This is a genomic window from Pacificoceanicola niger, assembly GCF_048553275.1.
GTDB lineage: Bacteria > Pseudomonadota > Alphaproteobacteria > Rhodobacterales > Rhodobacteraceae > Pacificoceanicola.
Genome location: NZ_JBLZMW010000036.1, coordinates 1 through 12,118 on the forward strand (window position 1 = coordinate 1; position 12,118 = coordinate 12,118).

The window sequence follows — 12,118 nt, forward strand, 5'->3', positions numbered from 1 at the left end:
TTCATTCGAAATCTCCTCGTTCATCTTGCCGAGAAAATTCTACGTTTGCAGCCCCTTAAAATCGGGGGGGATTACCCGGTGCGCGGCAACATTCCCCAGCGCGACGATGAGCGCCGCGCTGGAGGCCAGTGTCATTGATGCGTTGCAAACGCGTTCTCTGTACCGAACCGAGCGCCACCGCGCCCGTCTCGTATTCCCGTCGGAGGCCGGGGGGGGGCAGGCCGCCATGGTCAGCCTTCTGCAGCAGGCAGCCAGTAAATGCGTCGAGGATACAGGCCGTCGCTTCCGCTTGATGGGATGTCATCGCTTCCGGGGGTGATCAGGCCCCCGCGGCGCGCCGCTTTTCGGCGATGACGAGCGACTTTCTCGGGTTTCCAGCTTTGCTGGAAACTGTGCAACCTCCTTTCTCTTAACCCGATGGTGCAGATCCTCAACGGCATGTGCATGCATGTCCGCTATGGGAAGGAAATGGATCGATTGCTCCCACCCCAAAAAATGTTCTTGGCCGAGCACGAACAGTCCGACGATGATAAGAAGCCAGATGTCAGCCGACAACACGGCATCTGGCCAACTTTCGTTGCGCATACCCTCTTCAAGATCACGACGAAATCGCTACAGGATGATCCGCTCGATCTCGTCGAGGGCGATTTCGTCGCCGGTGCGGTCGTAAAGTTGCGTAGTCCGTGGGCTCGCGTGCCCGGCGATTGCCTGGGCGGTCTCAAGCGCACCACCGGCGGCGATGTAAGCAGTGATCCCAGTCGCACGCAGGCTATGATTGCAAAGCCCTGGCACGGCGATTCCGGCAACCCGGGCACGACGCCGCACCATGTCGAGCGCGTTGCGCCCTTGGAGCGGGCGCTTCGTCAAGCGCCCGCTCCGCCCCTCAGCCGACCGGAACAGCCAGCCCCTGGAATCGTCCGCGATCCCCGCCGCCTCGATATAGTCGTGCAGCCAAGCCTCGAGGTTGTGGTGAGCGGGGACCTCATGCGCGAGACCGCCTTTCTCGCGGAGCCTGATGACCCACCGGCGGCCTAACGGCCGGAAATCCTCCACCCGCATCGCCACGGCCGCCCCGACCCGCGCGAAGGAGTAGATCATGAGCGCCAGAAGCGCTCGGTCGCGCAGTCCGACAATGGTGTCGGTGCGGATGCTCTCGAGCAGGCGCCGGGCGTCCTTGCGCGTGAGCACAGGCGTGCTGCCGCGCCGCACAACGTGGCGCGGCCCACGCACCGAGGCGGCTGGGTTGGACGGGATCACCTCCCCGGCCGCCATCCAGTCGAGCAACGCCCGGATCGCGGCCATGCGCTGCTTCACGGTGGCCGGTGCGTGCGAGCGCGTTAGGGCCTCGACATGTGCTGCGACGTGAAGTGGCCGGATCTCGGCCAGAGCGCCGATGCCTCTGGTCTCGAGGAAGGCGAGGAAATCCTCCACTGCCCGGAGATAGGCCCTGCGCGTGTTTCGATTGCGCAGGCTGGCGGCGAAGAACTCCCAGTAACGTTCCTCCGCCGCGTCACCGCCTGTGGCCACCGGTGCTGGTGCGGTGGACCGGACGACGAGGCTCATTCCGCCGGCTCCGCGGCCGCGGGAAGGCTGCACTGCATCTTCCGCTCCCAGGTCTCGATCAGGAAAAGCGCGATGGTGCTCGCGGCGTGGATGGCGAGGCGCGCGATCCGAGGGTCGATCCGGCGGTGGCCCCGCTCCCGGCCATGGGCGTCGCCGCCATGGGTGCGCAGCGCCCCAATCCCTTCGGTGGCCGTGGTCAAGCCGCTCAAGACCTTGCGGATGTCGCTGGCGATAAGGTCCGGCAGGTCCGTGCGCCCGGGGGAGAGGCCGAGCGGTTCCTGGACCGCCCGCACGAGCGCCGAGACGTCCTTTTTCGCCGGCAGATCCAGCCCGAGCTCGACGAGGATCGACCGGCAGACTGCTTCCAGTGTGGCACAGGCAGCCGTCACGGCGTCCTCGGGGTCGTCTTCCGCGTTTCGGGTGGCGCGGTCGAGGTCCCGGCTCACCGTCCCGAAATCCAGCGTCGCGGTCTTATCGGCGATGGCGCCGACGACCGCGGCCCCCGATCCCCGCTTGCGCAGCACTGCCCTGCCTCCGAGCAGCGCCACCTCGAAACCGTCGGGCGCGAGATGCAGGTTCAGGTGGTCCAGCACGGCCTGCGTCTTCTCCGGTTCTCGGGCGTGGTTCCTGGGGTCGGCGACATTTTCGACCGCTCGGCCGATCAGTTCGTCGCCGTTCTCCTGCCGGGCGGCCCAGTTGAGGCAACCTCGCAGGGCAGGTAGCCGAGAGCCTTCGCCTCGACTGGGGTTGATCCCGCATGCCATGAGGAAGCCGTCGATCTCTGACGCACTACGGTAGAGGCCGATCGACGGCTCGGGATTGTTCATCCCGGATCCGCCCGAGATGACTTGAACAAGGGCCTCAATGGCGAAGGTCGAAAACGACGACATCGGATCAGAGCCACAGCTGGGCGGTGCTGACCGCAAGGCCGATGACCGCGATGATGAGCATGATACGGCGGTAGACGATTTCGTTGTCCATGTTCACCTCTCGATCACGACGCTGTCTGGCGCTTGCGCAGCCCCGGCCGCTCAGCGGCACGCTTGGTCGCCTTGCTGTCCTTCTCGGCCTTCTCCATGTCCGCCACGATCGGCTTCAGCCGTTCGACGAGAGGCCGCAGATCGTATTCGTTCGATGTCCGGCCGCCGGTCTTGTGATACCGCTCATTCCGCCGCAGGAGTTGCGCCTCTTCGAGGGTTACGATGGCCCTTTGCACGGTCTTCGTGCTGACGCCGAGTCGCTCTGCGATCGTCTTCTTCGAGGGCCAGGGCATCTCCTCCGGCCTCCACCAGTGATCCATCAGGTGGAGGAGCACCGCGAGCTCGTTCGGGCCGATGCCGAGACGGGCCTGGCCGCGCAGCAAGGCGGAGGGAACCACGGTATATCCGAGAGCAACGGTGCCCTTGCCCCACTTCCTGGTGAGCGTCCGCTCGTCCTCCGCCTCCTTCTTCCTCCGGTCCCCGATCGGGACCACCTTCTTCGCGTCTTCGGGCATCGCTGCCTCCTGCTTGTTGTGGTTGAGGTGAAGATGAGGCACATAAGCCATTTATGTAAGGGTTTTGGGCCCTGACCGCTATGGTCTTATACGGCCATAGGTGTGGACGTAAGCGTCCTTGGGGGGCATGGACCCGGGCGTCCACAAAAGAAGGACGACTTTCCGGATAAGGACGCACTGCCGAAGGACGCGATTAGAGATTCCAAGCCCCTGGACGCAAATGTCCATAGCCCGAGACGTTTTTTCGGGATCGGTGCTTGCCAGCCTCCACAATCCGCTCGACGATCCCGGTATGAGCGACGAACGTGATTTCTTCCGCCTGCGCCGGGCCGCCAAGACCTATATCTCCAAGGTTTTCACCTACGGCGCCCACACCACCGACCGGTTGCGCAACGTGCGCATGGTGATGGACGGCTCCGACGTCCTTCATCTGGGCGAGGTGGAGGGAGCCCTGTGCCTCCGCCTGTCGGGCGAGAAGCGCAGGACCCAGGTGACGGCGGTGGTCACCCAGGACGACAAGGCGGTGCGTCGCCTCACCTTGCAGAGTTTCCAGACCCGCAAGGGAGACTGGTATCAGGGCTACGAGGAACACGCCTTCACCTTTCGCGGCGACGAGTTCCAGCGCCTGCTGACCTTCCTCGACCGTCTCGCGTTCATCGACCTGGCGAACGAGGACCGGTTCGACATCGAGGACATCTCGACCGGCGCCGGGCGCAAGGCCATCGTCGATGCCGCCGATCGGGGAATCGTGGAGCGGCTCCGGGCCATGAGCGACGACGACCGCGAGGCGCTCCTGAGGGCGCTGCACGGCTCGCTCTCGCCGGAGGAGGTCAACATCCTGCTGGGGCGCAGGCAGGCGCTGGAGGCCTTCGAGCAGCGGGTAGAGGACGGCGCCTGGTCGGAGCGGGAGTGGCAGGATTTCTTCGACCGCGAACCTTGGGTGTTCGGCTACGGGCTCGACTACCGGATCATGCGCCCCTTCGATCGCGAGGCGACCGTCTCCGGAGGCGGCACCGACAACCGCGGGAAGCCGGTGGTCGACTTCCTGATGAGCTTCACGGACTACACTGTGCTCGTGGAGATCAAGCGGCCTGATACACCGATCTTCCGTGCGGCTCCGGGCGGCGTTGGCGGCCGCGCGGGCACCCGGGCGTTCAGCGCGGAGTTCACCGGTGCGGTGTCGCAGATCCTCGAGCAAAAGGCGGAATGGATGGCGTTCGCCGCCAGCGGCGAACACTTCTCCCGCGACGGCACCCGCCGACTGGAGGCGCGGACGCGAAACGCGAAGACGATCCTCGTGATCGGCAACCGCCGGGAGTTCGAGGCGGCGGGAGACCTTCGGGCGGCACAGGTGATGAGAGACACGTTTGAACTGTTCCGCCGGGAGACCCGGTCCATCGACATCGTTACATTCGACGAGTTGCTGGAGCGGGCTCGGTTCATCACGCATGATGGCCGGTCATAGAGCTCACTTGGTCCGTCTGCTGCGCATTCTCCGCCTGCTGAGGCCGAACGGCGGCACCTTGATCAGGCGCGGCCGATGGATAAAGTGGCATGACGCGTTGGACATAACGCCCTCCGGGAAAGTCGAGGCGGTTCATAGTTCCAGCGTCCAAGCACGACCGACGCGAGGGGTAGGGCATCTCGATAGCCACCGAAATCCCGTTATGCTGGACCTATGGAAGCACATCGACTGGGACATAGGAACGGCCGTTAGGAAGAAACTGAAGACCCGAATGGAGAAGCCGAAGCGCCTGCCACCGACATCCAAGACTCTACGCGAACTGTTCCTACTATCAGGTAATGAGTGCGCCTGGAGGGGTTGCAACGCAGTCCTCATCGATAGCGAGGGCACAATGATTGGTGACATCGCACATATTGAGGCAGCTATGCCCGGCGGGAAGCGATTCAATCCGGATATGACCAACGAACAAAGACGTTCACCTGCCAATCTGATGCTGCTCTGCGCGAGTCACCACCGGAAGATCGATGGCAAGGGTTCCACTCATAAACCTGAGGATCTTTGGAAGATTAAGGCCGCCCACGAGAAGCGGTTCCGGGCCGCAGAGGCATCAATCCTCAAGAGATTCGAAACCCAGTTTCCGGACCTGACTGCAAACGTGTCAGCAACCCGACCGCAGACGTTAGCAGCCTTACTATCATCCCCTGACGCTGCTGAATGGTTGTCAGAGGAAGAAACTGAAATGGCCACAAGTCAGATTGGCGACTACGCTGATCGGCTGTCGAACGTTCCACCTGAATACCGCCAGTTTATACTCGCTGTGATCAAGCGATGCGCGACCCGGGACATCTGGCAGGACGTCAGCGTCAGCGTGCCATGTGATGACCTTCAGGGAGTATTGGGGTTTGGGAGCCATAAATTAAAGAGGTTGGTTTCTGGTCTCGAAGATCATGGAATGGGCTCGTTTGGTGAAGACATCAACAATCGTTGGACTGTCGATCTTACTGATCCAAGCCAATACGTCGGATGGGCAGACATACATTGTTTCTGCGAAGAGACTGATGTCGACCTTGAGCAGTTCGTGATTGAAACGCAGTTTGGTCGGCTTGATGGTCAATAAGTTATCGAATATTTCTGTCCTCGATGCAGATACTTGGCGCCATCTTTTTTGGGATGTAGCGGTCATGCCAGACCGCCTTCGACAGGAAGAGGCCACCAGTTGATCGGCTCCTCGCCGAACTCCTGCAATGCGTCGTTCACCCTCCCGAGTGGGTTCTCTCCCTGAAAGAAACGGGCACCCCAGCTGGTTGGATGCACATGTCGGATGTCTCGGACGCCTTCCAAACCCAGCTGATCGAAGACGTCTTTCGCGTCGTCGCCCAGAAGGAGGAAAATGACCGGCGGACCGGGGAGCCCTGCGATATTATTGAGCAGATGCGATGTGACTGGCTGCCACAAGGTCCGGTGAGCAGCCTTGTGAGCATCATCCGCCATCGTGAAGGTCCAACTGGCGTTGACGAAGAGAACGCCTCGATCTCGCAGACTGTCGAAGTGTGCCCGGATCGCCGCAGCACGGCCGGGTCCAGGCGGGCAGATAGGGCCCTCCTGACCACCCTCGGCAAGATTGCGGGCGGATTTTCCAAGGTTGCGCAGAGCGGGCCTGAGCGCCCGACCAGCTGCATCCGAGATGCCGTCCTCGAAAGCTCGTCCGGTGGCCCGAGCGATCGCCGGATAGGGGTCTTGTCCCAGCACCACGACCCGGACGGCCTGAGGCTCCAGTCCCTCGAAGGCCCGGCAGATATGCGCGCCCGCCGGCGCTCCTTGGAGGTTCGCGCCTCTGCGTCCCGGCCAGGCCTGCGCGTCATCTTCGATCTCGAGGTCTTCCGGCATTTCCGCGAAAGCCGGTGCCGGGCAACCGTCGAAGAAGGCAGGCCAGCCCGACCCCTCCGGCAGGTCCTCCCGCCAGTCCGCGTAGCGCTCTTGCATGCGCTCTCGCAGCGCCACCATGATGTCCCTCCCCTGCCCTTCGCAGCTACTCCAATTACTATCCGATAACCTGTCTTATCGGATACAATAAAGGGCCCCGGCGTTGCTGCCGGGGCCCCTGCCCTCCTCAGGCTGCGAGCGTGTGGCGAAGCGTGGCCAGGATGTCCGTGAGCCGCGCGGCGCTCCAGCGCAGGTGCACATCGAAGGCCGCTGGCCCCGGCAGACCCCAGGCTGAGACCGTGCCCTGTCGGCAGGACATGCCACGCAGGGTCTCGAGCAGGATTTCGAGGCATGTTTTAGCGTGCTCGAGCAGATGCCAGAGATCCTCTGCGACAGACTCCGGCTCGAGATGCAGCTGCTCCAGGGCTTCGAGGACGCCGGAGGTCTGATGCCGGCCTACCTGCGCCAGCAGGCGGCCCAGTGTGTCGCGTTCTGCGTCGAGATACGCGCCCAGGCGATCGAGGGCGAGGTCCAAGATGGATGCGCCCTCTACGGGCGCGGCGACATGGGTGAAAACGATCGAGTTCATGCGAACCTCCAGGTTGGGATCCGGGGCTTTCGCCCGAGGGCCGCGTCGGAAAGGACGGCTTGCGCCGCCACGGCCGTCAAGAAGGGCTCGTGAGGTCTCAATGGTGGGGTCAGTTTGTCCTCTCTGGCTGCGTTCGAAGGAGATATTGGCCGGTCGCGCGATCGGCGAAGAAAAAAGATCGGGCCCGAGGGTCAGCCCCCCTCGTCCGATCGGCTGCAGGCCGCGCGCAGGCACTGGAGCATCCGGATTTCCTCGTGCGCCGAGGTCGGCCGGCGCGGCATCACGTCGTAGACGTCGCGCCCCGGCTCGATTTCGACCGCGTAGCCCAACCGTTGGAGCATGTCGTCGGCCTCCGCGCGGATCTTCTGGCGCCGGGTGCGGCCCCCGCCGGTACCGTGGACCGAAACTAAGGCGATGCGGTCCAGGGGCCCGTAATGCGACTGGGCGGAAATTCGGAGTTTCGGCAGGTCGGGGTTGGCCGCTCGGATTGCGACTTCGATCCAACCGAGGTGCTCGGGACGGGTGTCGGGTTCGTGCATGCTGTAAGCCTCCTTGGTTTGAGAGGAAACTTGGTCCAACACGGCTACGACGAAGCAAAAATGGAGCTGATGACGGACAGTCGAAAAGCAGCGAGGAGCCTTCCCCATCGACCGGCCATGTCAGGTCATGAACTGTCTGACGTCAGGGCTGTTGGGACAGCAGTCGGTGTCGATGCCGGGCACCGGCGCTAAGCCGGGGCGATGAGCGAGTATTTCCCAGCCCATTTCTCCTCGAAGGCATCGAGTTCGGCCACCGCCAGATCCGTGGTGGGAGCACTGTAAATAGGGCGCAGGTCCGTGGCGACGAGCTTGCGGTTCTTCCAGGAGCAGAAGTTCAGGGAATGGCGCACCAGATGTACGATGCAGGTCTGGACCATGGCCTGCGGGAAGGCAGCGGTGATGGCCTCGGGGGAACCCCTGCAGCCCTGCTACAGCCGCGATCAGGATGTCCTGCGTCCCCCGGTTCTTAACTCGTTCATTCCTCTTACCTTGCGCGCCCATGGCAAGCTCAGCGCCCCTGATAGCGGTGATCGCCGTCACGCTTGAAGCCGACCTGTAGGGTCTACGCGGACATTGCTTTGTTGTGATCGGCACGCCTCTCAGCCTTACGAAACCAGCTTATCGAAAAAAGATGATTTCGATAACTCATCCGAGTTTCTTTTTTAGTTGCGCAGAAAAAGTGATTACCATATAACACTTGTATCAGCAGGAGAATCCCATGCGCCTCACTCGTCACGCCTCCCGTCGCACACAGCAGCGCGGCATCCCCGTCGATATCCTTGATGCTATCCACGCCTATGGCTCTTCTCAGCATTCGGGGAGCGCCATCAGCCTGACGCTCGACACGCAAGCGATCATCCTTGCCAGCGAAGATGATCGTCATCTGCGGGCCCGGCTCGAGAAATACGCTGGCTGCTACGCCATCATGTGCGACGGCGAGCAGGCGGTCACCGTGGCGCGGCGCCGGCGGCGCTTTCGAGCAAACGGCTCACATCGAGCCTTCCGCAAGCACGCCCGTCCCTGATCACACACCAACCACCAGGAGTTCTCAGACTTTGAGTCAGACCCTTTCCCTCGCCCAATCCATTCTTCCAAAGATCACCGCGCAGGCCTTGCGCGACCCGCTGTCCGCACCGGACCTCGTGCTGGCCAAGGACGGCCCGCTGACTGTGCTTTATGCCCCCTTCGATCACATCGAGACGGCGGCCCGGCTGGTCGTGGTCGGCATCACTCCGGGCATGACGCAGGCGGTAAATGCCCTTCAAGCGGCAGCGGCCAGCCTGTCGCAAGGCCGCAGCGTGGAGCAAAGCCTGGCCGCGGCAAAGCTGACGGCTTCCTTCTCGGGAGGGGCAATTCGGACCAACCTCGTGGCAATGCTCGATGCCATCGGCGTTGCGGCGCATTTCGCGGTCGGCAGCACGGCCGAAATGTTCCGCCCCGGTGCAACCGATGTGCATTTCACCTCGGCGCTGCGGTATCCGGTCTTCGTCGATGGCAAGAACTACAACGGTACGCCGGACATGCTGCGCACGCCGATCCTGCGCGCGCAGGTCGACACTCACCTCGCCGAAGAAGCCCATGCATTGCCAGACGCGATCTGGCTACCTCTGGGTCCCAAGGCCGAGGGTGCTGTATCGCATCTGGCCCGTCGCGGTCTACTCGACGCGCGGCGCGTGTTGTCTGGCCTGCCGCACCCGAGTGGCGCCAACGCCGAACGTGTTGCGGTGTTCCTCGGCAAGAAGCGCCCGGAGGATGCCTCGCGCCAGACCAACCCTGCGCCGCTGCTGGCAGCGCGGGCGCGCCTTGCCACTCAGATTGCAGACCTTGGGAAAGGAGACGCGGCATGAGCAAGACCGGAGAGATCCCCTACACTTGGGAAGAGATCGAGGCCGAGGTTCGGGACGCGATCCGCTGCCAGGCGAGCATCCTCGAAACGTTCGGCCCTTGTTTCAAAGACTGCAACATTGCCATGGACTTCTTGGGTCTTCCCAGGGAGCTCCATGCTGATCTTGAATTCTCCATGGAAGCCCCGCCGGATTTCGATCTGGAACGGCACGTGATCCATCATCTGGCCAAGGAGGCTTATCGCTACGCCTATCAGCTGGATGGCTGCTGGGACTGCGATGTTCACGTCTGGCACGAAGTCGACACCCTCTTGCAAGGATATCCCCAAACGGATGCCGAGGGGAATGGCTCGCCGTTTTGCACGCTGAATGACTTCCCTCTGAGGCGGATGTTCGAAACCTTCTTTGCGCGCTACAGTCTGTTTGAGCGAGAAACCATGGGTGATCCTGACATCAGGGAGCTATCTCTGCTGGCGAACATGACTGTGCCGGCGGTGCGGACCTCGCTCAGCAAGGAAGGCTTCAAGCTCGAACGATCGTCTGGCGTCAGCCGCAGCAACCAAGAAGACAAATCCTTTCGACTGCCCCGCGAAGACGCCATCCTGTGGCTATCCAGGCGACGTGGCTTCATCCCTCAGCGGACCAAACCGGAGGGCGAGGCGGTCCGGGAAATCGTCGTGAAAACGCTCGCGGACGAGACCATGCCATTCCACACGCGCATCGCCCAAGCAATTGGACTGCTGGGCGAGGATCTTGCGACCTTCGCCACCGCCGCCGGCCTCGACACAGAATGGTTCGACGGGCTCATGGCGGGGAGACCGGTTTCTCCGGATGTCCAGGCACTTCGAGGTCTTGCGAAAGCTCTGGGCATGGACGAGCCGGCATTTGCCGGAACGGGTGTCCGACATCTCCTAACGATCGACATTTCGGGCGACGCGGCTGATCCGCAGCAATGAGCGGACAGCTTCGCACTGTCAGCCTATAGAGCGTGACGAATGCAGGGAAGGTATCAGCAGACACCCGGTCGTGATACCTTCTCGGCTGCCTTGAAGTTCAGCCCGCAGGGGTCGAGCGATAAGTGTCTAAGGCCCGTTTCCGCGTGGAAATCGGTCTAAATACTATTGATACCGCTCAAAAAATGTCGACTGATGCATGGAGCACAGTCCGAGGGCGTCAATCCTCGTCAGCGAATTCATCAAGGCAAGATCGAAGAGGCCCCACTATTCATGGGCTGCAATGCATGGAACCACCCACTGAACTGCAACTGTGGATGGGGCGGTGACACAGGTGGCGGATATGGACGATCCGGAACTGGTTCTGCTCCGGTAAGTCGCCGCATTGTCGACGGGCGTGACTGGCTTGAGAAAGGTAGAGTCGCGTACGAGACGTTCACGGTTCCCAATGCCGCCTGCCCGGTTTGTGGTGCATCGGTATTCTTCTATCAGTCACCTCACGGCGGTCGTGTATTCTTTGATCAGCTTGGGCCACCGTGGCCCAAGCATCCTTGCACTGATGTGGGGCGGGGTTCGCCATCGCCGCGCAGGACTGGGACACATTTCACCTCGGGGTCTGTCCTCGACAACTTGGTCTTCGAACCTTCCTCGCCTCCCAATGCGCAAACGGGGTTTCGCCACGTTTCGCCACATACTTGGCGCCCCTTGGTGGCTGAGAAAGGGCAATTGATCGAGAGCGTTGGCTCATGTGTTCGCTTCCCTGTCGATCGTCGAGAGCATGTGCCAGGCGGACGATTTTATATCCCGGGCGACTGGCCCTTCGATGGGCCAACATACTGGCGGTGGCACCCCACAGAACTCGGCAAGGTCGAGTTGACGACGATCCGTTTTGGCCGCGACCTGGTACCGGAAGACATCACGACCGTCATTCCCGGGTGGTTGAAGACCGATGAGGAGCTTCAAACCTGGCTGGCAACGGTCGATACGCCACCCACAGCAGACCAACTGAATGCTGTGGGGTGGGCCTTCTCTTTCACTTGGCGCTTCGGAACCAGGGACAATCGCTGGGTGCGACTTTTCCCGAATGTCGACATGCTGCTTGCACTGGAATGTTTCGAACGGGCTGCACAGGAAGAGTTCTGGGCTGCCTTGAATAACCTTGGGGTGATCTGGCGCGACGGTTTGGGAGTGGTTCCTGATCCCCAGAAGGCGTTTTACTGCTTCACGCGGGCGGCCAAGAGCGGAGAGCCGACTCCGATGCGTCACTTGGCGCGGTGCTATCGAGAGGGCCATGGCTGCGAAGTCGATCACAACATGGCGGTGCATCTCGACATCATGGCCAATGACATCGAGGCGGCGGCTCAGCGGGAGAGATATTCAGATGAAGCCTGATCATTCGGCCGTGATCGAAAAGCTTTGGGCTACCCTCGGCATCCCGGTCACCTTGGCTGCAGGATAGGCCCGGACTGCTCTCTGATGATCAGGCATACTGTATCGTTTTCGGACCCTTCGAGGACGACACTCATTGAAGAGAGATGAGAGGCCCCGTTAGCGATCGCTGCGGGGCCCCTGCTCACCTCACGGCGCGAGAGAATACTGGAGCGTGGCGAGGATGTCTTGCAGCCGCGCACCTGACCAAAGAACATGCCGCTCAAAATCAGCTGGCCCTTGGGTAATCTCCCCCTTTTTAACGGGGTGCATCCGTAGAACTTACGCGGCCATTTTCAGTTTCATGGCGGGTGTGATG

The 12,118-nt window shown here is 61.9% G+C and carries 12 protein-coding genes and 1 pseudogene; 6 read left to right on the forward strand and 7 right to left on the reverse strand.

The window, feature by feature from the left end; translation table 11 throughout:
- Positions 1–612 precede the first annotated feature (612 nt).
- From ACN2XU_RS23690 to ACN2XU_RS23700, 3 genes are all read right to left on the reverse strand, one after another.
- Positions 613–1,563, reverse strand: coding sequence for a tyrosine-type recombinase/integrase (locus tag ACN2XU_RS23690; protein WP_419412821.1), 951 nt, complete (start codon positions 1,561–1,563; stop codon positions 613–615).
- Positions 1,560–2,390 (reverse strand): abortive infection family protein, encoded by an 831-nt coding sequence (locus tag ACN2XU_RS23695; RefSeq protein WP_419412822.1) that lies wholly within the window; start codon positions 2,388–2,390, stop codon positions 1,560–1,562. The genes ACN2XU_RS23690 and ACN2XU_RS23695 overlap by 4 nt, the downstream gene beginning before the upstream one ends.
- A 167-nt stretch (positions 2,391–2,557) precedes the next feature.
- Positions 2,558–3,058: a helix-turn-helix domain-containing protein gene (locus ACN2XU_RS23700; protein ID WP_419412823.1), complete on the reverse strand. Its 501-nt coding sequence runs from the start codon at positions 3,056–3,058 to the stop codon at positions 2,558–2,560.
- A 292-nt stretch (positions 3,059–3,350) separates the two neighbouring features.
- On the opposite strand from ACN2XU_RS23700, the gene ACN2XU_RS23705 reads away from it, so the two are divergent.
- Positions 3,351–4,523 carry a Shedu immune nuclease family protein gene (locus ACN2XU_RS23705; protein WP_419412824.1) on the forward strand — a complete coding sequence of 391 codons (1,173 nt, stop codon included), beginning with the start codon at positions 3,351–3,353 and terminating at the stop codon, positions 4,521–4,523.
- A 391-nt stretch (positions 4,524–4,914) separates the two neighbouring features.
- The gene (locus ACN2XU_RS23710) at positions 4,915–5,640 is read left to right on the forward strand and encodes a hypothetical protein (RefSeq protein ID WP_419412825.1); all 726 of its coding nucleotides are present in this window, start codon (positions 4,915–4,917) and stop codon (positions 5,638–5,640) included.
- 62 nt (positions 5,641–5,702) lie between these two features.
- Here ACN2XU_RS23710 and ACN2XU_RS23715 read toward each other — a convergent pair whose 3' ends face one another.
- From ACN2XU_RS23715 to ACN2XU_RS23730, 4 genes and pseudogenes are all read right to left on the reverse strand, one after another.
- A complete protein-coding gene (locus tag ACN2XU_RS23715) occupies positions 5,703–6,527 on the reverse strand; it encodes a uracil-DNA glycosylase family protein (RefSeq protein WP_419412826.1) in 825 nt (274 codons plus the stop codon).
- A gap of 106 nt (positions 6,528–6,633) precedes the next feature.
- Positions 6,634–7,035: a hypothetical protein gene (locus ACN2XU_RS23720; RefSeq protein ID WP_419412827.1), complete on the reverse strand. Its 402-nt coding sequence runs from the start codon at positions 7,033–7,035 to the stop codon at positions 6,634–6,636.
- A 191-nt stretch (positions 7,036–7,226) separates the two neighbouring features.
- On the reverse strand, positions 7,227–7,574 hold the full coding sequence (locus ACN2XU_RS23725) for a hypothetical protein (protein WP_419412828.1): 348 nt from the start codon (positions 7,572–7,574) through the stop codon (positions 7,227–7,229).
- Between the two features lie 197 nt (positions 7,575–7,771).
- A pseudogene (locus ACN2XU_RS23730) lies at positions 7,772–8,045 on the reverse strand (transposase); the annotation flags it as partial.
- A gap of 247 nt (positions 8,046–8,292) precedes the next feature.
- Between ACN2XU_RS23730 and ACN2XU_RS23735 the strand changes: the two are divergent.
- From ACN2XU_RS23735 to ACN2XU_RS23750, 4 genes are all read left to right on the forward strand, one after another.
- Complete coding sequence (locus ACN2XU_RS23735) at positions 8,293–8,598, forward strand: hypothetical protein (protein ID WP_419412829.1); 306 nt, start codon at positions 8,293–8,295, stop codon at positions 8,596–8,598.
- 31 nt (positions 8,599–8,629) lie between these two features.
- Positions 8,630–9,421 carry a hypothetical protein gene (locus ACN2XU_RS23740; protein ID WP_419412830.1) on the forward strand — a complete coding sequence of 264 codons (792 nt, stop codon included), beginning with the start codon at positions 8,630–8,632 and terminating at the stop codon, positions 9,419–9,421.
- Positions 9,418–10,374, forward strand: coding sequence for a hypothetical protein (locus ACN2XU_RS23745; RefSeq protein WP_419412831.1), 957 nt, complete (start codon positions 9,418–9,420; stop codon positions 10,372–10,374). The genes ACN2XU_RS23740 and ACN2XU_RS23745 overlap by 4 nt, the downstream gene beginning before the upstream one ends.
- Before the next feature lie 723 nt (positions 10,375–11,097).
- Positions 11,098–11,763, forward strand: coding sequence for a tetratricopeptide repeat protein (locus tag ACN2XU_RS23750; protein WP_419412832.1), 666 nt, complete (start codon positions 11,098–11,100; stop codon positions 11,761–11,763).
- Positions 11,764–12,118: the final 355 nt, after the last annotated feature.

Excerpts from the sequence above, each read along its gene's own strand:
- ACN2XU_RS23690 (WP_419412821.1), bottom strand. The coding sequence starts at position 1,563 with ATGAGCCTCGTCGTCCGGTCCACCGCACCAGCACCGGTGGCCACAGGC.
- ACN2XU_RS23695 (WP_419412822.1), bottom strand. The coding sequence starts at position 2,390 with ATGAACAATCCCGAGCCGTCGATCGGCCTCTACCGTAGTGCGTCAGAG.
- ACN2XU_RS23700 (WP_419412823.1), bottom strand. The coding sequence starts at position 3,058 with ATGCCCGAAGACGCGAAGAAGGTGGTCCCGATCGGGGACCGGAGGAAG.
- ACN2XU_RS23705 (WP_419412824.1), top strand. The coding sequence starts at position 3,351 with ATGAGCGACGAACGTGATTTCTTCCGCCTGCGCCGGGCCGCCAAGACC.
- ACN2XU_RS23710 (WP_419412825.1), top strand. The coding sequence starts at position 4,915 with ATGATTGGTGACATCGCACATATTGAGGCAGCTATGCCCGGCGGGAAG.
- ACN2XU_RS23715 (WP_419412826.1), bottom strand. The coding sequence starts at position 6,527 with ATGGTGGCGCTGCGAGAGCGCATGCAAGAGCGCTACGCGGACTGGCGG.
- ACN2XU_RS23720 (WP_419412827.1), bottom strand. The coding sequence starts at position 7,035 with ATGAACTCGATCGTTTTCACCCATGTCGCCGCGCCCGTAGAGGGCGCA.
- ACN2XU_RS23725 (WP_419412828.1), bottom strand. The coding sequence starts at position 7,574 with ATGCACGAACCCGACACCCGTCCCGAGCACCTCGGTTGGATCGAAGTC.
- ACN2XU_RS23735 (WP_419412829.1), top strand. The coding sequence starts at position 8,293 with ATGCGCCTCACTCGTCACGCCTCCCGTCGCACACAGCAGCGCGGCATC.
- ACN2XU_RS23745 (WP_419412831.1), top strand. The coding sequence starts at position 9,418 with ATGAGCAAGACCGGAGAGATCCCCTACACTTGGGAAGAGATCGAGGCC.